Source organism: Sphingobium sp. ba1, from assembly GCF_000743655.1.
In the GTDB taxonomy this organism is placed as follows: domain Bacteria; phylum Pseudomonadota; class Alphaproteobacteria; order Sphingomonadales; family Sphingomonadaceae; genus Sphingobium.
This window is the reverse complement of the sequence record NZ_JPPQ01000069.1, coordinates 2329415-2347939: the sequence shown is the minus strand read 5'-3', so window position 1 is coordinate 2347939 and position 18525 is coordinate 2329415. Positions and strand designations below refer to the sequence as shown.

19 protein-coding genes are annotated in these 18525 nt (G+C 63.5%); 12 read left to right on the top strand and 7 right to left on the bottom strand.

Going from position 1 to position 18525, the window contains the following annotated elements; genetic code table 11:
- Window positions 1–16: 16 nt before the first annotated feature.
- From IL54_RS14510 to IL54_RS14485, 6 genes are all read left to right on the top strand, one after another.
- Complete coding sequence (locus IL54_RS14510; RefSeq protein WP_037476587.1) at window positions 17–679, top strand: CpaD family pilus assembly protein; 663 nt, start codon at window positions 17–19, stop codon at window positions 677–679.
- 1 nt (window position 680) lies between these two features.
- Window positions 681–1973 carry a nucleotide-binding protein gene (locus tag IL54_RS14505; RefSeq protein WP_037476586.1) on the top strand — a complete coding sequence of 431 codons (1293 nt, stop codon included), beginning with the start codon at window positions 681–683 and terminating at the stop codon, window positions 1971–1973.
- A gap of 51 nt (window positions 1974–2024) precedes the next feature.
- A complete protein-coding gene (locus tag IL54_RS14500; protein WP_037476585.1) occupies window positions 2025–3023 on the top strand; it encodes a type II secretion system F family protein in 999 nt (332 codons plus the stop codon).
- A 19-nt stretch (window positions 3024–3042) separates the two neighbouring features.
- Window positions 3043–4032 carry a type II secretion system F family protein gene (locus IL54_RS14495; protein ID WP_037476584.1) on the top strand — a complete coding sequence of 330 codons (990 nt, stop codon included), beginning with the start codon at window positions 3043–3045 and terminating at the stop codon, window positions 4030–4032.
- Window positions 4033–4162: 130 nt separating this feature from the next.
- Window positions 4163–4579, top strand: coding sequence for a DUF2147 domain-containing protein (locus IL54_RS14490; RefSeq protein ID WP_037476583.1), 417 nt, complete (start codon window positions 4163–4165; stop codon window positions 4577–4579).
- Between the two features lie 106 nt (window positions 4580–4685).
- On the top strand, window positions 4686–5501 hold the full coding sequence (locus IL54_RS14485) for an FkbM family methyltransferase (RefSeq protein ID WP_037476582.1): 816 nt from the start codon (window positions 4686–4688) through the stop codon (window positions 5499–5501).
- Window positions 5502–5532: 31 nt separating this feature from the next.
- On the opposite strand, the gene IL54_RS14480 is transcribed toward IL54_RS14485, so the two are convergent.
- The 6 genes from IL54_RS14480 to IL54_RS14455 all read right to left on the bottom strand — a co-directional run bounded on the left by IL54_RS14480 (window position 5533) and on the right by IL54_RS14455 (window position 9809).
- A complete protein-coding gene (locus IL54_RS14480) occupies window positions 5533–6225 on the bottom strand; it encodes an aspartate/glutamate racemase family protein (protein ID WP_037476581.1) in 693 nt (230 codons plus the stop codon).
- 81 nt (window positions 6226–6306) lie between these two features.
- Window positions 6307–7728 carry an NAD(P)(+) transhydrogenase (Re/Si-specific) subunit beta gene (locus IL54_RS14475; protein WP_037476580.1) on the bottom strand — a complete coding sequence of 474 codons (1422 nt, stop codon included), beginning with the start codon at window positions 7726–7728 and terminating at the stop codon, window positions 6307–6309.
- Window positions 7728–8012, bottom strand: a complete 285-nt coding sequence (locus tag IL54_RS14470; RefSeq protein WP_006950157.1) for a proton-translocating transhydrogenase family protein — start codon at window positions 8010–8012, stop codon at window positions 7728–7730. The genes IL54_RS14475 and IL54_RS14470 overlap by 1 nt, the downstream gene beginning before the upstream one ends.
- A 1-nt stretch (window position 8013) precedes the next feature.
- Complete coding sequence (locus tag IL54_RS23095) at window positions 8014–8379, bottom strand: endonuclease domain-containing protein (RefSeq protein ID WP_076605514.1); 366 nt, start codon at window positions 8377–8379, stop codon at window positions 8014–8016.
- A gap of 143 nt (window positions 8380–8522) precedes the next feature.
- Window positions 8523–9647 carry an NAD(P) transhydrogenase subunit alpha gene (locus IL54_RS14460; RefSeq protein ID WP_037476578.1) on the bottom strand — a complete coding sequence of 375 codons (1125 nt, stop codon included), beginning with the start codon at window positions 9645–9647 and terminating at the stop codon, window positions 8523–8525.
- A 36-nt stretch (window positions 9648–9683) separates the two neighbouring features.
- The gene (locus IL54_RS14455) at window positions 9684–9809 is read right to left on the bottom strand and encodes an aa3-type cytochrome c oxidase subunit IV (protein WP_037476577.1); all 126 of its coding nucleotides are present in this window, start codon (window positions 9807–9809) and stop codon (window positions 9684–9686) included.
- 155 nt (window positions 9810–9964) lie between these two features.
- Between IL54_RS14455 and IL54_RS14450 the strand changes: the two genes are divergently transcribed.
- Window positions 9965–11410, top strand: coding sequence for a sigma-54-dependent transcriptional regulator (locus IL54_RS14450; protein WP_037476576.1), 1446 nt, complete (start codon window positions 9965–9967; stop codon window positions 11408–11410).
- Window positions 11411–11488: 78 nt separating this feature from the next.
- Window positions 11489–12115 (top strand): hypothetical protein, encoded by a 627-nt coding sequence (locus IL54_RS14445; RefSeq protein WP_037476575.1) that lies wholly within the window; start codon window positions 11489–11491, stop codon window positions 12113–12115.
- 10 nt (window positions 12116–12125) lie between these two features.
- Here the strand turns inward: IL54_RS14445 and IL54_RS14440 are convergent, their stop codons facing one another.
- The gene (locus IL54_RS14440; protein WP_037476574.1) at window positions 12126–13166 is read right to left on the bottom strand and encodes a COX15/CtaA family protein; all 1041 of its coding nucleotides are present in this window, start codon (window positions 13164–13166) and stop codon (window positions 12126–12128) included.
- Window positions 13167–13389: 223 nt separating this feature from the next.
- Between IL54_RS14440 and IL54_RS14435 the strand changes: the two genes are divergently transcribed.
- The 4 genes from IL54_RS14435 to IL54_RS14420 all read left to right on the top strand — a co-directional run bounded on the left by IL54_RS14435 (window position 13390) and on the right by IL54_RS14420 (window position 18504).
- Complete coding sequence (locus IL54_RS14435) at window positions 13390–15192, top strand: IlvD/Edd family dehydratase (RefSeq protein ID WP_037476573.1); 1803 nt, start codon at window positions 13390–13392, stop codon at window positions 15190–15192.
- 64 nt (window positions 15193–15256) lie between these two features.
- Window positions 15257–16834: an aldehyde dehydrogenase (NADP(+)) gene (locus IL54_RS14430; protein WP_037478750.1), complete on the top strand. Its 1578-nt coding sequence runs from the start codon at window positions 15257–15259 to the stop codon at window positions 16832–16834.
- Window positions 16831–17754, top strand: a complete 924-nt coding sequence (locus IL54_RS14425) for a Gfo/Idh/MocA family protein (protein WP_037476572.1) — start codon at window positions 16831–16833, stop codon at window positions 17752–17754. Before IL54_RS14430 ends, IL54_RS14425 begins: the two co-directional genes overlap by 4 nt.
- Before the next feature lie 15 nt (window positions 17755–17769).
- On the top strand, window positions 17770–18504 hold the full coding sequence (locus tag IL54_RS14420) for a FadR/GntR family transcriptional regulator (RefSeq protein WP_037476571.1): 735 nt from the start codon (window positions 17770–17772) through the stop codon (window positions 18502–18504).
- Window positions 18505–18525: the final 21 nt, after the last annotated feature.

Genomic DNA, 18525 nt, shown 5'->3' with positions numbered 1-18525 from the left:
CGGAAGGACGAACGACATGACCTCCCCTCTCCCGCCCCGTCTATCGCGCAAGTCCCTGGCCGTATTGGCCCTGATGGCTTTACCGCTGACAGCCTGCGTGACCGATAGCCAGAACCGCAGCGTCGATTCGGTTCATCAACCGGTCGTTAGCTACGCCGCCTACACCTATGATGTGCAGGCTGGCGCTGGCGATATGCTGACGCCCGCCGAAACCCGTCGCCTGGACGACTGGTTCACCTCCATTGGCCTCAGCTATGGCGACCAAGTGGCGATCGTATCGGACGGCTATTATGGTCCCGCCCTGCATGACGGCATCGCCGACGTGGCGGCGCGCCGGGGCCTGCTGGTCGGCACCGACAGTTCGGCAGCGGCCGGCGTCGCGCCGCAGGGCATGCTCCGCTTGGTCGTGCGCCGCGCCACGGCAACCGTGCCGGGCTGTCCCGACTGGTCGGCCAAGCAGGAAGCCGAAATGAACCTGGGCGCGTCGAGCAATTATGGCTGTGGCGTCAACAGCAATCTGGCGGCGATGGTCGCCAATCCCGAAGATCTGGTCCGGGGCCAGGGCACCGACAGCAATTTGCGGACGGCGACCTCCAACCGCGCCATCACGACATATCGCGAAAAGCCGCCGACCGGTGCTGGCGAACTTAAGGAAATGCAAGCCGGAGGAGGCGAGTAACATGAACGCACCCTGGAAACCCGGCGCGGCTGGTCCACGCGATCCGTTCCACGCCTTTGTCTGCGACGATCATAGCTTCGACATGGTTCGCGCCGTGGCGGCCGAAATGGGCTGGGCGCCTGAAAAAGTGAACAAGGGCGGGATGCGCAATGCGGTCCAGAGCCTGTCGATCACCGCTTCGCCCCAGATCCTATTCGTCGACATGTCCGAAAGCGGCGACCCGCTCAACGACATCAACAGCCTCGCCGAAGTGTGCGAACCGGGCACCGTCGTCATCGCGGCGGGCCAGGTCAACGACGTGCGCCTCTATCGCGATCTCGTTGCCAGCGGCATTCAGGATTATCTGCTCAAGCCGTTCGGCGCCGACCAGTTGCGCGATGCCCTGGCCAATGCACAGGCCGTGTTCATGGCCCCGCGCGATGCGACGCCGGACCGGCCGCATATGGCCGTCGCGGTCATCGGCACGCGCGGCGGCGTCGGCGCGTCCAGCCTCGCGACCTCGCTTGCCTGGTTGCTGTCGGACAAGAAGAAGCGCCAGACCGCGCTGCTCGACCTAGACGTGCATTTCGGCACCGATGCGCTCGCGCTCGACCTGGAGCCGGGCCGTGGCCTGACCGACGCGATCGAAAATCCGAGCCGGATCGACGGTCTGTTCATCGAACGCGCCATGGTCCGCGCCAGCGACACGCTGGCGATCCTCTCGGCCGAAGCCCCCATCAGCCAGCCGATGCTGACCGATGGTGGTGCCTTCTACCAATTGCTGGAAGAGTTCCGCTCGGTCTTCGAATGCAGCGTCATCGACCTGCCGCGCGCCATGCTGATTCAGCACCCTCATTTGATCAGCGAGATTCAGGTCACGATGGTCGTGACCGAACTGACGCTGGCGTCAGCGCGCGACACGATCCGCATTCTGTCCTGGCTCAAGACGAACGCGCCCAACAGCCGCGTCATCGTGGTCGCCAACCGCGTCCACCCTGGATCGCCGGAGATCAGCCGCAAGGATTTTGAACAGTCGATCGAGCGCAAGGTCGATGTCCTCATTCCCTTCGACCTGCGCGTGGCATCGCAGGCGGCAAAGCTCGGCAAAACGCTGGCCGAAACCGCCAAGGGCAGCAAGGTTGGGGCAGCCTGTTCCAGCCTGCTCGAAGAGATATTGGGTGCAGCGCAGGTGGACCCTGCCCAATCCGGTGGAAAATCTGCCGCGAAAAAGGGCGACTCCCTGCTCGGCAAGATCGACTTCAGGGCCATGATGCCGTCGCGACGCAAGGACAAGGCCGCCGCGCTGGAAGATTGACGACGCAGGTCGCCCGGTGGCGACGGCAGCCCATGAAGGACGGGGTAGATAATGGACGGCAATTTCATCCTGATCATGGTGTTGATGGCGACCCTCATGGGCCTCGCCGTCATCGCCTTTGCCGGTCCATCACCGGAAAAGGCGCGTAAGCGCCGCGTCGCGATGATCCGCGGCCGTCACAGCGATTCGGCCGAAGCATTGCTGGAAGCGCGCATGCGCAAGGCGATTTCCAACCGCTCCACCACCATCGAAACCAAGATGCTGGTCTCGCTCATCCCCAACCCGGAAAATCTGACCAAGCGGATCGTGATGACCGGCAAGAAATGGACGCTCAGCCAATATATGACGGCCAGCGCATTCATCTTCCTGGGGCTTGCCGCCTTGCTGATGCTACGCGGCTTTCCGCCGCTGATGGCGCTGATGTTCGGACTGGCTGCGGGCCTTGGCCTGCCGCACTGGTGGGTCGGTCGCCTGATCACCAAGCGGGTCAATCAATTCACCGCCAAATTCCCCGATGCGCTGGAACTGCTGACGCGCGGCCTGCGCTCTGGCCTGCCGATCGCGGAAACATTGGGCATCGTGTCGAGCGAAGTGCCGGGACCAGTGGGCGAAGAGTTCAAGCTCATCACCGAACGGATCAAGATCGGCCGGTCGATGGAACAGGCGTTGCAGGAAACCGCCGATCGCCTGGGCACGCCTGAATTTCAATTCTTCGTCATCACCTTGTCGATCCAGCGGGAAACCGGCGGCAACCTGGCCGAAACCCTGTCCAATCTGGCGACGGTCCTGCGTCAGCGCGCGCAGATGAAGCTCAAGATCCGCGCCATGTCGTCGGAATCCAAGGCGTCGGCCTATATCATCGGCGCCCTGCCCTTCCTGGTGTTCGGGATGATCTGCTACATCAACTTCGACTATATGAGCCCTTTCTTCACACCGGACCCGGCGGGCCTCTTTGGCCTTTCGCTGATGCAGGTCGTGGGCATAGGTGGCTTCTGCTGGATGGGCATCGGCGCGTTCATCATGGCGCAAATGGTCAATTTCGAAATCTGATCGGGACGGGAGAAAAGATATGGACGCCCCTGCCCCAGTCGGCACCTTATTTGGCCTGACGGCCACTGACGTCGGCACCCTGCTGGCCGCGCTGGCGACGCTCGCCATGCTTTTTGCCCTTTATGCGGTGATGACGGTGCGCGATCCGATGGCCAAGCGGGTCAAGGCGCTCAATGAACGGCGCGAACAGTTGAAGGCGGGCATTACCGCGTCCACCGGCAAGCGCCGGGCCAGCCTGGTCAAGAAGAACCAGACGACCGACAATATGCGCTCCTTCCTGTCGAGCCTGAAGGTCTTGCAGGACGACCAGCTCAAGGACGCCCAGATCCGCCTGGCCCAGGCCGGCATCCGGTCCAAGGATCTTGCCGTCGCTGTGATCTTCGGCCGCATGTTCATGCCGATCATCATCGGCGGGCTTGCCGTCACCCTGCTCTATGTCGTCGGCATCCAGCCGGAATGGGGACCGTTGAAGCGCTTTTTCGCCTTCGCCATCACCCTGATACTCGCTTACAAGGCACCCGATCTCTACATCGACAACAAGGTAACGAAGCGTTCGGCCGCCATCCGCAAGGGGCTACCCGATGCGCTCGACCTGCTGGTCATCTGCGCCGAGGCGGGGCTGACCGTCGATGCCGCCTTCAACCGGGTCGCACGCGAACTGGGCAAGGCTTATCCCGAACTGGGCGACGAATTTCAGCTGACCGCGATCGAACTGTCGTTCCTCACCGAACGGCGCATGGCGTTTGAAAATCTCGCGACGCGCGTCAAGCTGGATGCAGTCAAGGGCGTGGTGACGACCATGATCCAGACCGAAAAATATGGCACCCCGCTTGCCTCCGCGCTGCGCGTCCTCTCCGCCGAATTCCGCCATGATCGCATGATGCGCGCGGAAGAAAAGGCGGCACGCCTGCCCGCGATCATGACCGTGCCGCTCATCCTCTTCATCCTGCCGACCCTGTTCGTCGTCATCCTGGGTCCGGCGGCCTGCTCGATCAGCGAGGCCTTCTAAAAAATTGCGGCCACGCGCTGCGCGATGCCGTAGCGTTTCGCGCCAAACTGCCTGCTTCCGCCATAAATGGCGGTGGCGGGCACCGCGCATCCCGCCTATCTCTGGTCCCAAGACAAAGAGAGAGGATCGCATGAAGAGCATCGCATTCACCATCGCCACATTGGCCGCCGTCATGGCCCTGCCCGCCCAGGCCGCTCAGCCCGTGACCGGCCGCTGGACCACCGTCGATGGCAAGGCGATCGTCCACATCGCACCGTGCGGCAAAAGCCTGTGCGGCAAGATCGAAAAGATCCTCAAACCCACCCCCGGCCGTCCGCACACCGACGCGGAAAACAGCGATCCTGCGCTACGTTCGCGCCCGCTGGTGGGCCTGCCCTTGCTGACCGGCTTTTCCGATGCGGGCGACATCTGGAAAGGGACGATCTACGATCCCGAAAGTGGCAAAAGCTACAAGTCCAAGATCAACCGCAACCCCAATGGCACCTTGAAGGTCCAGGGTTGCATCGCGTTCCTGTGCAAAACCCAGACCTGGACGCCAACGCGGTGAGCCGAAACGGGCGAGCCGGAACGATCGTTGACAAGTTTCGGACCAGCGTGAAGAAGGCCCCGCTCGACAGCCTGAAGGCTGACCTACAATAATAAGGCCTATTTCTATGTTCGCCAGTTCCATCGCCGGTCGGATGGATCGACACAGTTTTGCAGACCAGTTGGTGGCAGCGAACGGTGGTGCCTGGCCCGATATGGAAGGTCTGATCCGCGACCTGTATGTGACGCATGCCCGCCCCGGCGACACCATGCTGGATGTCGGCGTCAACCATGGCGGCCATTTCATGCAGATGGGCGAGGCCGTTGGCGAAGCCGGCCATGTCATCGGGTTCGAGGCCGCGCCCGAACTGGCGCGGCGCACCATGGCGACCGTGGACCAGCATTGCGCCTATCTCCGCCCGCGCCTGACGCTGCATCAGTGCGCGGTATCCAACGAAGCGGGCGAGGCCAGCTTCTACTTCAGCAAGATGAATGACTCCGGCCTCAGCGGCCTCGCCAACCGTGCCATCCTTGCATCGGGAGACGTCGAGGAGATCAAGGTCGAAGTCCGTACCATCGACAGCATGGTCGATGATTATGTCGCGGCCATGCTATGCTTTGCCAAATTCGATATCGAGGGTGCCGAATATCACGCCTTCCTGGGTGCCGAAAAGATATTCAAACATCATCCCATCATCACCTTCGAATGGGATGTCAGTTCACCGCGCTATTTCAACTATAAGCCCGAAGACATATTCAACTTCGTTACCAGCCGGGGCTATCGCATTTTCGACCTGTTCGGCTTTGCCTATGACAGCGTCGCAGAGCTGGTCGATGCGCGCGTCTGGAACTTCGTCGCCATACCGCTTGAAATGGACCCTGCCCATATTCTGAGCCCCAGCATCGAGACCATGACGACGCTGTTCCCCGATATTTTCCGCTAACGCCGCGCGGTGCGCGGTGCGCCGCCCCGCTTCATTCCCCCAAGATAAAATCCACGCCTGCCATCGCGTGAATGCTGGTGCAGTCGTAGATTGGCAGCACATTGGCCTTCACGTCGACGATCAGTTCCAACTCAGTACAGGCCAGCACCACCGCCTGCACATCCTGCTTGGCGATGTCGGTCAGCGCGCTTTTCATGAAGCGCTGCGAATCCTTGTTGATCCGCCCCGCCGACAATTCTTCATACATGATGTGATTGATGCGGTCGGCCAGCGCAGGATCGGGCGGCAGTAGCGACATGCCATGGCCCACCAGCCGCTGGCGATAGAATTTCTCCATCATGACATTGCGCGTGCCGAGCAGCGCGGCGGTAGTGATACCGTCCCGCTTCATCGCCTGCCCCACCACGTCGGCGATATGAATGACCGGAATCGACACAGCCGCCTGCACCCGGTCATAGACGCGATGCATCGAATTGGCGCAGATCAGCAGCGCCTGCGCCTCGGCCGCCTCCAGCCGCCGCGCCGCCGTCACCAGCGGGACGGACGCGCAATCCCAATCGTCGTCCGACACGCATTGCGCCACCGCCGCGAAGTCCAGGCTTTCGATCGCCAATGGCGCACTGTGCAGCCCGCCCTGGGTCCGCTGCACCGCTTCGTTGATGATCTGATAATAGCGCGCCGTGGACGCCCAGCTCATTCCCCCGATCAGGCCGATCTTGCGCATCTGATGTTCTTGCCCCGCAATGAAAAAGGGACGGCCGAGCGGTCGCCCGGCCGTCCCCATGATGGTTAGGGGAAGCCCGGCTTAGTGGGCAAGCCCCTTGACGATTTCCTCGACCATCTTCTTGGCATCGGCCAGCAGCATCATGGTGTTGTCCATGTAGAAGACTTCATTGTCGACGCCGGCATAGCCCGCTCCGCCCATGGAGCGCTTGACGAACAGCACCGACTTGGCGTTGGCGACGTCCAAAATCGGCATGCCATAGATGGGCGACGTCTTGTCGGTCTTGGCCGCCGGATTGGTGACGTCGTTCGCACCGATGACGAAGGCGACGTCGCACTGGCCGAACTCGCTGTTGATGTCCTCCAACTCGAACACTTCGTCATAGGATACGTTCGCTTCGGCCAGCAGCACGTTCATATGCCCTGGCATACGGCCCGCGACGGGATGGATCGCATATTTGACGCTGACGCCTTCCTTCTTGAGCAGGTCGCCCATCTCGCGCAGCGCATGCTGGGCCTGGCTCACCGCCATGCCATAGCCCGGCACGATGATGACGCTGTCGGCCTGCTTCATCAGGAAGGCAGCATCCTCGGCCGAGCCGCGCTTGTAGGGACGGTCGATAACCGGCCCACCTGCGCCCGAAGGCCCGGACTCCGCGCCGAAGCCTCCCGCGATCACGCTGATGAAGCTGCGATTCATCGCCTTGCACATGATGTAGGACAGGATCGCGCCCGACGATCCCACCAGCGCGCCGGTGATGATCATCGCGCTGTTGCCCAGCGTAAAGCCCATCGCGGCGGCAGCCCAGCCCGAATAGCTGTTGAGCATCGACACCACGACCGGCATGTCCGCCCCACCGATCGGGATGATCAGCAGGAAGCCGATGATGAAGCTGAGCGCCGTTACGGTCCAGAAGATCCAGGGGCTTTGATCGGTCACGAAATAGGCGATCAGGCCCAATATCGCCGCCAGCGTGCCCAGGTTGATGACATGCCGCCCCGGCAGCATGATCGGCTTGCCCGACATATTGCCGTTGAGCTTCAGGAAGGCGATCACCGAACCGGAGAAGGTGATCGCGCCGATGGCGACGCCCAGACCCATTTCGATGCGGCTGGCACCATGGATTTCACCCGTCACGGCATCCAGAATCCCAAACGCACCGGGGTTGAGGAACGCCGCTGCGCCCACCAGCACCGCGGCCATGCCGACCAGGCTGTGGAACGCCGCGACAAGCTGCGGCATGTCGGTCATCGCGATCCGCCGTGCGATGATGAAGCCGATGCCGCCGCCGATGACGATAGCCCCGATGATTTCGGGCAGGCTCACCACATCATGGGTATAAAGCGTGGTGGCGACGGCAATCGCCATGCCGATCATGCCCATACGGTTGCCGCGACGGCTGGTGGCCGGGCTGGAGAGGCCACGAAGGGCCAGGATGAACAGGACGCCTGCGACCAGATAAGCGAGGCTCACGCCCCATGGGATCTGTGCGATCTCATGCATCACTTGCGCTCCTTCTTCTTGTACATCGCCAGCATCCGTTCCGTGACGGCAAAGCCGCCAAAGATGTTGACCGATGCAAAGACCACCGCGAGCAGCCCCAGATATTTGGCCGCCGCGCTCCCCGCCTCCGCCGACGCGACCAGCGCGCCGACGATGATGACGGATGAAATGGCGTTAGTGACCGCCATCAATGGCGTATGCAGCGCGGGCGTCACCGACCACACCACATAATAGCCGACGAAACACGCCAGCACGAAAACCGACAGGATGGAAATAAAGTCCATTCTAGTCCTCCCCTATTCTCTCTTTGGCCATCACCTTTACCCCGGCGACGGCTGTGTCCAGATCATTCAATATTGCGATGGCGGGTATGCGAAGGACATGAATGCCGCGTTCCGCAAACCAAGCATCGCGAATTGCATCGCTTTGTGGGGCATCGCCGCGATTATGGGCTTCGCCGTCCACTTCAACGATCATCCGGGCCTCATGGCAGTAAAAGTCTGCCACATAAGGACCAGATGGATGCTGTCTGCGAAATTTCAGGCCATTAGTTTGATCGCGTAACGCATTCCACAGCAACACTTCGGGTAGCGACATGGCCTGCCTGAGAGACTTGGCCCTCGACATGCCGACATCGCCGCCTTGCAGCACCTATATTCCTCCCCTGTAAGGGGAGGTGGCACGCGCAGCGTGACGGAGGGGTGTCACCCTATCGATAGGGTGACACCCCTCCGTCAGGGCTTCGCCCTGCCACCTCCCCCCATGGGGGAGGATTATAGGGGCAAAATTCGCCATCAGCTCGCCAACAACCGCTCGTTCACGACCTTGCCGCCCTGCGTCAGGCGGATGGCGTTGCCGATTTCCTCGTCCAGCACCGGCGCTCCCTTGTCCTTGTCCCAGAAGGCGGACAGGAAGTTGAACAGGTTGCGCGAGAACAAAGCGGACGTGTCCGCCGCCAGTCGCGACGGCACGTTGCGGTGGCCCACGATCTTGACGCCGTGGCGCAGGGCCACTTCGCCGGGCACCGCGCCTTCGACATTGCCGCCCTGCTCGACCGCCAGATCGACGATCACGCTGCCCGGCTTCATCGTCGCGATCTGCGCGTCGCTGATCAGGCGCGGCGCGGGCCGCCCCGGAATGAGCGCGGTCGTGATAACGATATCCTGCTTGGCGATATGTGCGGACACGAGTTCGGCCTGCGCGGCCTTATACTCGTCGGACATTTCGGTGGCATAGCCACCAGAGCCTTCACCCTCGATGCCCGCGACTTTCTCGACGAAGATCGCCTTGGCGCCCAGCGACTCGATCTGCTCCTTGGTCGCGGCGCGCACGTCCGTCGCGCTGACCTGCGCACCCAGCCGCTTGGCGGTTGCGATCGCCTGCAGGCCTGCCACGCCCACACCCATGATGAAGACGCGCGCGGCCGACACAGTGCCCGCCGCCGTCATCATCATCGGAAAGGCCCGGCCATATTCGGCGGCAGCATCCAGCACTGCCTTATAGCCCGACAGGTTCGACTGGGACGAGAGAATGTCCATCGACTGCGCGCGCGTTATGCGCGGCATGAACTCCATCGCCAGCGCCTCATAGCCGGCCGCCGCATAGGCATCGACCCGTGCCCGGTCACCGAACGGGTTAAGCCCTGCCACGATCCAGGCACCTGGGTTCACGCCGGACAGGCTGGCCACATCCGGCCCCTGCACGCCCAGCACGATATCCGCGCCTGCAACCGTCGCGGCTCGATCGGCGACGGTCGCGCCCGCCGCCGCATAATCGGCATCGGCGATCGACGCGGTCAGCCCGGCCCCCGCCTCGACGGCGACCTGCGCGCCAAGGCCGATAAATTTCTTCACCGTTTCCGGCGTCGCGGCAACACGGGCTTCGCCCGCTGCCTGTTCTTTCACCACTGCTATTTTCATTATTATGGCATCCCCTCCCTGTACGTCGCGCCGTGCTTAGCTGGAGATCAGCAGCACCACGATCGCGGCCACCGCCACCGAGGCGATCGTGCCCCACTTCATCAGCCCCACAAACCCCGAATAGGTCTGGGTCGCATCCTTGATATTTCCGTCCGTGGCCATGCTGGGTCTCCCTATTGTGGTAAAATCAGGCCAACCTCTTATCCGCAACCTGCCCCCCCCTCAACCCGCCCAAGGCCAAGAAAATCTTTCGCAGTTAAGCGCGCCTTTACCCCGCGTCCCTATCGTCGGTCGCCTGTTGCAATTGAGGGGTGCGAATGGCGCGCGACGGCATACCGATGCTGATGCTAATCGACGACGAACCGGCGCAAAGGCGGCTGGTATCGGCGCTCGCGGCGCGTGCAGGCTGGCGCACGATCTTTGCAGGCGACAATGAAACCGCCATCGCGATGCTCGGCACGCAGGACGGGATGCAGCTTGATGCGATCATCCTCGACCAATGGAGCCCGGATTATGAGCCAGCCGGCTTGGTCGGCGAGATTCGTGCCCGTCGCCCGGCGCTGCCGATCCTGATCCTCACGGCCCATAACAATGTCGCCGTTGCGGTCGATGCCATGCGCGCCGGGGCCACCGACTATCTGTCCAAGCCGATCGCGCCCGAACGCCTGCTCGCCGCACTCAATGCCACGCTCACCGATGGCAGCGACGGCGAACTGCGCCCGCTCACGGAAAAAATCACCGCCCCGCTCTCCTTCGAGGATGTCGTCGGGTCCGCGCCGCAATTCCGCGCGGCCCTTGCCATCGCGGCCAAGGCAGCGCGCGCCCGCGTGCCCGTCTTGATCGAGGGCGAAAGCGGCGTCGGCAAGGATGTGATCGCGCGCGCCATCCACGCCGCCTCCCCCCGCCACAAGCAGGCGATGGTCACCGTCAATTGCGGCGCCATCCCCGCCAACCTCGTCGAATCGGAACTGTTCGGCCATGAGCGTGGTGCCTTCACCGGTGCTTTCGACCGGCATGTCGGCAAATTCGCCAGCGCCGACATGGGTACGCTCTTCCTCGATGAAGTCAGCGAAATGCCGATGGATGCGCAGGTCAAATTGCTGCGCGTACTACAGGATGGCGAAGTCCAGCCGATCGGCGCGCGCCGCCCGATCCATGTCGATGTGCGCGTCATCGCCGCCACCAACAAAAAACTGGCCGAAGAGATTGAGGCGGGACGCTTCCGCGAAGATCTCTATTATCGCCTCAACGTCGTCCAGCTTACCATTCCGCCATTACGCGAACGCATGGGCGACATTCCGGCTTTGTGCCGCCACCTGCTGACGCGGATCGCCGCCCAGCCGGGTCTGCGTGGCCTGGGCCTCACCGACGATGCGCTCGCGCTGCTGATGCAGCATTGCTGGCCCGGCAATGTCCGCCAGCTTCAGAACGCCCTGTTCCGCGCGGCTGTACTGTGCGAAGGCGATGCCCTGACGCCGCAGGATTTCCCGCAGATCGCTGCTCAGATCAAGGCGAGCGACCCGCTCGATCGCCTGTCCATCCGCCCGCGCGCCGCCAATCAGCCGCATCGTGACGGCGCGGGCATCACCCTGTTCGAAGGCGACGGCCATGTCCGCCAGCTTGCGGACATCGAAGCGGACGTCATTCGCCTTGCCATCGGCCATTATCGCGGGCGCATGACGGAGGTCGCCCGACGCCTGGGAATCGGCCGATCGACCCTCTACCGCAAACTGGCCGAACTAGGCATCGACAGCGCCGCCTGACCGGTGAACATGACGTCCTGTCGCCTCCCTTTGGGCAATGTCGTTGAATTATCGCCGCGCCTATGCTTTGGATCGCGCATGAACCGTTTTCCCCTTACCGCTTGCCTGCCCTTCCTGTTGCTCGCCGCCTGCGGCCGCACCGAGCCGGTTGCCGATATGCCGAGCCAAGAGGAATTGGCCGCCGCCGCCAATGCCGCCGCGGCAGAAGCACTCGCCACGCAGCAGAGCGACGAAGGCCTGGAATCGCTCGATTATGTGAATGCCGCGCGCGGTTTTTCCGTCACGCTGCCCGAAGGCTGGGTGAAGGATGAGAGCGCCAGCAACGCCGATGGCGTGGTCTATGAAGACCCTGGCGCAGGCGCGGACGTGCGCGTCTTTTGGCAGAAGAATGACGGCGACCAGACGCTGCAACAGATTGTCGAGGCGGTCAGCGACGGGGCCGAGGGCGTCGATGGCGATTTCATCGGCGACAATGAATATCGCGGCACCGCCAATGACGGCGAAGGCAATAATGTCGCTGTGCGCCTGCTGCGCCAGCCGGACGGATCGATCGTGACGGCGACCTTCGTCTATCCCGAAATGCTGAGCGAACAATATCAGAGCATTTCGGACGCGCTGTTGCGGAGCCTGCGACTATTGCCCGCCGCGACACCGGCCGCCGCGCCCGAAGCCGCCGCCAATGCGGCGAGCGCGCCGAAGCCCTGAGGCTGACGCTCTAACCCCGGCGTCGTCCGATGCTGTGCGCGCCCCAGGCGAGCGCCGCCACGACGATCGCGCCGACGGCCTGATGCAGCACGGCGAGCGGCAGCGCGATACCGCTTATCACCGTGGCGATCCCCAGCAGGATTTGCGTGCCCATGCTGGCATTGATCGCGATCGACGCGCCGCGCTGTCCAGCCCGCTTGGCCCGGCGCGCCAGCATGATGGCCAGGATGGCGGCACCCCAGGCCCACCAGCGATGGATGAAATGGACGAGATAAGGGTCGCTCGACAGCGTCGCCCATAGCGACCCCATCCAGGCCATGCCGTCGGGCACGAAGCGGTCATTCATCAGCGGCCAGGTGTTGGCGACATAGCCCGCGTTCAGCCCGGCGGTGAACGCCCCGAACAGCAATTGCACGAACAGCCCGATCAGCACGACCAACGCAAAGGGCCGCAGCGTCGCCGGGCGCGCATTGCGGTCCCGCGCCAGCATCAACAGGTCAAGCGCGGTCCACACCAGCCCGCCGATGATGAACAGCGCCGTCAGCAGATGCACCGCCAGGCGGTAATGGCTGACGTCGGTGCGTTCCGACAGGCCCGATTGCACCATCCACCAGCCGATCGCGCCCTGCAATCCGCCGAGCGCCAGCAGCGCCACCAACCGCCAGCCATAGCCCTGCGGAATGGCGCGCTTCCACGCGAACCAGAGCAAGGGCACAGCAAAGGCCAATCCGATCAGCCGCCCCAGCAACCGATGCGCCCATTCCCAGAAGAAGATGAACTGGAAATCATTGAGGCTCATGCCCCGGTTGATCTGCTGATATTCAGGGATCTGCTGGTAGAGGCGAAACGCCTCCATCCATTGTTCATGGGTCAGCGGGGGAATGGCCCCGGTGATCGGCTTCCATTGCGTGATCGACAGGCCGGATTCGGTCAGGCGGGTGATCCCGCCGACCACGACCATAAGGAACACAAGCGCTGCTACCGATAGCAGCCAGCGGGCGATGGCGCGCGGCGCAGGCGCGGCGGACGATCGGGGGAAGGTCGCGGTCATGGCCGGTCCATGCGCCGATGCCTGGCGTGTTTCAAGAGCGCATGCGCTGGACAAATGGGCAGGCCAGCCATCAGGTCGGTGACGCGAAGGGCGGTGCGACCCCCGGATCGACGCCAAATTTGCGGCATCGGTCGCATGCACGCTTGAAACTGTATTTGTATGAGTATATCGGAATGGCGAGCGCGCAAAAAGCGCCATGCCTTATTCTCGTCAGGATGCCCCAATGAGCGATTCGTCCAACTCCGCCCCCAAACTGCGTAGCCGCGCCTGGTTCGACAACCCCGACAATATCGACATGACGGCGCTCTATCTGGAGCGTTATCTCAATTTCGGCCTCAGCCTCGACGAACTGCGCAGCGGTAAGCCGATCATCGGCATCGCCCAGACCGGCAGCGACCTGTCGCCCTGCAACCGCCATCATATGGTCCTGGCCGAACGCATGCGCGACGGCATCCGCGAAATGGGCGGCATCGCGCTCGAATTTCCGGTCCATCCGATCCAGGAAACCGGCAAGCGCCCGACCGCCGGCCTTGACCGCAACCTCGCCTATCTCGGCCTGGTCGAAGCCATGTACGGTTATCCGCTCGATGGCGTGATCCTGACCACCGGCTGCGACAAGACCACACCGGCGCTGCTGATGGCCGCCGCCACCGTCAACATCCCCGCCATCGCGCTGTCGGTCGGCCCGATGCTGAACGGCTGGTTCAAGGGCGAGCGCACCGGTTCGGGCACCATCGTCTGGAAGGCGCGCCAATTGCTCGCAGCAGGCAAGATCGACGATGAAGGCTTCATCAAACTGGTCGCCTCCTCCGCCCCGTCCACCGGCTATTGCAACACGATGGGCACCGCCTCCACCATGAACTCGCTCGCCGAAGCGCTGGGCATGATGCTACCCGGATCGGCCGCGATCCCCGCCCCCTATCGCGATCGCCAGGAAGTCGCTTATCTGACCGGCAAGCGCATCGTCGAGATGGTGGCGGAGGATCTGAAGCCCTCCGACATCCTGACCCGCGATGCCTTCCACAATGCGATCATGGTCAACAGCGCCATCGGCGGATCGACCAATGCGCCGATCCATCTGGCCGCGATCGCCCGCCATATCGGCGTCGACCTGCCGCTCAAGGATTGGGAGACGGTCGGTCACAAAATCCCGCTGCTGGTCAACCTCCAGCCTGCGGGCGAATATCTGGGCGAGGATTATTATCGCGCCGGTGGCGTCCCCGCCGTGGTCGCCCAGCTGATCGCACAGGGGTTGATCCACGAGGATGTGATGACCGTCAATGGCAAGACCATGGGCGACAATTGCCGCGGCGTGGAAATCGAAGACGAAAAGGTCATCCGTCCTTTCGACCAGCCTTTGGTCGAGGATGCGGGCTTCCTGGTCCTGTCGGGCAATCTGTTCGACGCCGCCGTCATGAAGACGAGCGTCATCAGCCCGGAATTCCGCGACCGCTATCTGTCCAATCCCGAAGACCCCAATGCCTTTGAAGGCCCGGCGGTCGTGTTCGACGGGCCGGAAGATTATCATCACCGCATCGATGATCCCTCGGTCGGCATCACGGATCAGACCTTGCTCTTCATGCGCGGCGCGGGGCCGATCGGCTATCCGGGTGCAGCCGAAGTTGTAAATATGCGTCCCCCTGCCTATCTCATCACCGAGGGCGTTTCGGCCCTGCCCTGCATCGGCGATGGTCGCCAATCGGGCACGTCGGGCAGCCCGTCGATCCTCAACGCCTCGCCCGAAGCGGCGGCCATGGGCGGCCTCGCTCTGCTCGAAACCGGCGACCGGGTGCGGATGGATCTCAACACCGGCACGGTCAACGTGCTGATTTCGGACGAGGAACTGGCGGAACGCCGCGCAAAGCTGGAGGCCGCTGGCGGGTTCAAATATCCCGCGTCGCAAACGCCGTGGCAGGAAATCCAGCGGTCGGTCGTTGGCCAGATGGATACCGGCGCGATCCTCGAAGGCGCAGAAAAATATCAGCGCATCGCCCAGACCATGGGCCTGCCGCGCGACAATCACTGATCCCTTCCCTGTTCCCCGGCCCGCGCCGGGGAACAGCATCATGAACCAATTTCAGGAGAATCCCATGTTCAACGGAGCCATCCTCATCGGCGCAAACGAGCGTCAGGGCGGAGAGACTTTCTACGCCATCAACCCGGCGACCGGCGAAAAGGGCGACGTCGCCTTCTCCAGCGCCATGCCCGCCGAAGTCGAAGAAGCCGCCAAGCTGGCCGATGCCGCGTTCGATAGCTTTTCGACCTTGGTACCCGACGCCCGCGCGACTTTCCTGGAAACCGTCGCGGACAATATCGTCGCCATCGGCGACCTGCTGATCGAAACCGCGATGGCCGAATCCGGCCTGCCGCGCGCCCGTCTGGAAGGCGAGCGGGGCCGCACAGTCGGCCAGTTGCGCTTGTTCGCCAGCTATGTACGCCTTGGTGACTGGTTCGATGCCACGATCGACCCCGCCATGCCCGACCGCGCGCCGATGCCCCGCGCAGACCTGCGCCGCGTCAACCATTCGGTCGGCCCGGTCGCCGTGTTCGGCGCGTCCAACTTCCCGCTCGCCTTCTCGGTCGCGGGCGGTGACACGGCATCGGCCTTCGCCGCTGGTTCGCCTGTCATCGTCAAGGGCCATAGCGCCCATCCCGGCACCGGCGAACTGGTCGCCCGCGCCATCCAGGCAGCGGTCAAGGCCTGTGGCCTGCATGAAGGCGTCTTCTCCTACCTGCCCGGCGCCAACCGCGCGCTGGGTGGCGCCCTGATCGCTGATCCCCGCGTCAAGGCGGTCGGCTTCACCGGATCGCGCGGTGGTGGCGTTGCGCTCATGAAGATCGCGGCGGAACGCAACGAACCGATCCCGGTCTATGCCGAAATGTCGAGCATCAACCCGGTCGTCCTGCTCCCCGGCGCTCTCGCCGAACGGGCCGAAGCCATGGGCACAGCGTTCGTCGGCTCGCTGACCATGGGGTCGGGCCAGTTCTGCACCAACCCCGGCCTCGTCATCGCGCTTGACGGCCCGGACCTCGACAAGTTCGTTGCAGCCGCAGCCCAGGCCATGTCGGGTGCCCAGCCACAAGTCATGCTGACGCCCGGCATCCACGAAGCCTATGAAAAGGGCGTTGCTGCCCTGTCCGGCGCAGATGGCGTTACCACCGTCGCCCGCGGCACCGAAGCGGAAGGCTGCAACCGTGGCCAGGCCGCCTTCTTCGCGACCGACTCGGCAACCTTCGGGGCCAACCCGCTTCTGGCCGAAGAAGTGTTCGGTTCGTCGTCCGTTTTGATCAAATGCAGCAGCATCGAGGAAGTCATCGCGACCATCGCCGGTCTCGAAGGCCAGCTGACCGCTACGCTCCAACTGACCGAAGCCGACAATGCCGACGCCGCCAAGCTGCTGCCCGTGCTGTCGCGCAAGGTCGGCCGTATCCTGACCAACGGCTGGCCCACCGGCGTCGAAGTGACCCATGCGATGGTGCATGGCGGTCCCTTCCCGTCGACCGCCGATGGCCGCTCGACGTCGGTCGGCACGCTGGCGATGATGCGCTTCCTGCGCCCCGTCTGCTATCAGGACGTACCCGACGCCCTGCTGCCAGCCGCCTTGCAGGACGCCAATCCGCTCGGCCTGACGCGCCGCGTCGATGGCAAGCTGGTCGCCGCTGCATGAGCATCCGGGCAGGTCTGGTAGGGCTGGGTAAAATCGCGCGCGACCAGCACCTGCCCGCGATGGAAAAGACCGACGGCATCGATCTGGTCGCCGTCGCCAGCCGCAACGCGCAGGGGGAAGGGGTGAATAATTACCCCGACCTCGGCGCGATGCTGGCGGGCGAACCGGACCTCGACGCCGTGATCCTGTGCCAGCCGCCGCAGGCCCGCTATCATGCCGCGCGGCAGGCGTTGCTGGCGGGGAAACATGTTTTCCTCGAAAAGCCGCCCGGCGCGACCGTCTCCGAAGTCGAGGCGCTGATCGCGCTGGCAAAGGCGCAGAATGTCACCCTCTACGCCAGTTGGCACAGCCGCTACGCCGCCGCCGTGGCGCAGGCCAAGGCCTGGATCGCGCTGCGCCAAATCGAACGGATTTCGATCCAGTGGCGCGAGGATGTTCGCCATTGGCACCCCGGCCAGCCCTGGATTTGGGAAGCGGGCGGCTTTGGCGTGTTCGATCCGGGCATCAATGCCCTGTCGATCCTGACCGAAATCGTGCCCGAACCCGTCACCGTTCTGTCCGCCAATCTGGAAGTGCCCTCCAACAAGGACGCCCCGATCGGCGCGACGCTCGCCATGGCGACCGCGTCGGGCGCACCAATCGACACCGTGTTCGATTGGCGTCAGACCGGGCCGCAGACCTGGGACATCGCGGTCGATACCGACAATGGCAGCCTGCTCCTGTCCGAAGGCGGCAACACCCTGCGGCTGGACGGTGAAGTTCAACTCAAGGCCCCTGACGAGGAATATCCCGCCATGTATCGCCGTTTCGTCGCTCTGGTGGCTGACCGGGCGATCGACGCCGATATTGCCCCGCTCCGTCTTGTCGCCGATGCCTTCCTTTGCGGCCGACATTGTCCTACGGCTGTGTTCGAGGACTGATAAGGGAGCAAGGTTTTGGGCAGCGGGCGCAAGTTCGGATCGGACGAAAGCACGCTCCGCATCCATCAGACGATCGCCCGCGACCTGGGCACGGCCATCCTGACCGGCAAGCACAGACCGGGCGAATTGTTCGAGGGCGAGATCGAGGCGTCCGACCGTCTGGGTGTGTCGCGCACCGCCTATCGCGAGGCTGTCCGCATCCTGATCGCCAAGGGTATGCTGGAAAGCCGCCCCAAGGCCGGCACCCGCGTCCTGCCCCGCAATCGCTGGAACGTGCTTGATCCTGAAATGCTCGCCTGGATGTTCGCTGGCGAGCCGGATGCCAATTTCATCCGTGACCTGTTCGAGTTGCGCGGCGTCATCGAACCGGCCGCAGCGGAGTTCGCCGCGCGCCGCCGCACCGACGATCAATTGGCGGTGATGGAAGCGGCGCTCGCGGAAATGGGCCGCTACGGCCTCTCCACCCCCGAAGGCCGGGCCGCTGACCAGCGCTTTCACAATATGATCTTGGCGGCGACGCATAATGACGCGCTGGAGGCTTTGGCCAGTTCGGTCGGCGCAGCGGTCAGCTGGACCACCACCTTCAAGCATCGCAAGAAATTGCTACCCCGCGACCCCCTGCCCGACCACCGCGCCGTCTATCAGGCGATCGCGTCGCGCGACACGGCGGCGGCTCGCGCGGGCATGGCCGAACTGCTGCGCCTGGCGCTTGCCGACATGGACATCGCGCTGGCGGAACCGGGCGGCTGATCATCCTCCCCGATCCTTTAT

Excerpts from the sequence above, each read along its gene's own strand:
- IL54_RS14510 (WP_037476587.1), top strand. The coding sequence starts at position 17 with ATGACCTCCCCTCTCCCGCCCCGTCTATCGCGCAAGTCCCTGGCCGTA.
- IL54_RS14505 (WP_037476586.1), top strand. The coding sequence starts at position 681 with ATGAACGCACCCTGGAAACCCGGCGCGGCTGGTCCACGCGATCCGTTC.
- IL54_RS14500 (WP_037476585.1), top strand. The coding sequence starts at position 2,025 with ATGGACGGCAATTTCATCCTGATCATGGTGTTGATGGCGACCCTCATG.
- IL54_RS14495 (WP_037476584.1), top strand. The coding sequence starts at position 3,043 with ATGGACGCCCCTGCCCCAGTCGGCACCTTATTTGGCCTGACGGCCACT.
- IL54_RS14490 (WP_037476583.1), top strand. The coding sequence starts at position 4,163 with ATGAAGAGCATCGCATTCACCATCGCCACATTGGCCGCCGTCATGGCC.
- IL54_RS14485 (WP_037476582.1), top strand. The coding sequence starts at position 4,686 with ATGTTCGCCAGTTCCATCGCCGGTCGGATGGATCGACACAGTTTTGCA.
- IL54_RS14480 (WP_037476581.1), bottom strand. The coding sequence starts at position 6,225 with ATGCGCAAGATCGGCCTGATCGGGGGAATGAGCTGGGCGTCCACGGCG.
- IL54_RS14475 (WP_037476580.1), bottom strand. The coding sequence starts at position 7,728 with ATGCATGAGATCGCACAGATCCCATGGGGCGTGAGCCTCGCTTATCTG.
- IL54_RS14470 (WP_006950157.1), bottom strand. The coding sequence starts at position 8,012 with ATGGACTTTATTTCCATCCTGTCGGTTTTCGTGCTGGCGTGTTTCGTC.
- IL54_RS14460 (WP_037476578.1), bottom strand. The coding sequence starts at position 9,647 with ATGAAAATAGCAGTGGTGAAAGAACAGGCAGCGGGCGAAGCCCGTGTT.
- IL54_RS14455 (WP_037476577.1), bottom strand. The coding sequence starts at position 9,809 with ATGGCCACGGACGGAAATATCAAGGATGCGACCCAGACCTATTCGGGG.
- IL54_RS14450 (WP_037476576.1), top strand. The coding sequence starts at position 9,965 with ATGGCGCGCGACGGCATACCGATGCTGATGCTAATCGACGACGAACCG.
- IL54_RS14445 (WP_037476575.1), top strand. The coding sequence starts at position 11,489 with ATGAACCGTTTTCCCCTTACCGCTTGCCTGCCCTTCCTGTTGCTCGCC.
- IL54_RS14440 (WP_037476574.1), bottom strand. The coding sequence starts at position 13,166 with ATGACCGCGACCTTCCCCCGATCGTCCGCCGCGCCTGCGCCGCGCGCC.
- IL54_RS14435 (WP_037476573.1), top strand. The coding sequence starts at position 13,390 with ATGAGCGATTCGTCCAACTCCGCCCCCAAACTGCGTAGCCGCGCCTGG.
- IL54_RS14430 (WP_037478750.1), top strand. The coding sequence starts at position 15,257 with ATGTTCAACGGAGCCATCCTCATCGGCGCAAACGAGCGTCAGGGCGGA.
- IL54_RS14425 (WP_037476572.1), top strand. The coding sequence starts at position 16,831 with ATGAGCATCCGGGCAGGTCTGGTAGGGCTGGGTAAAATCGCGCGCGAC.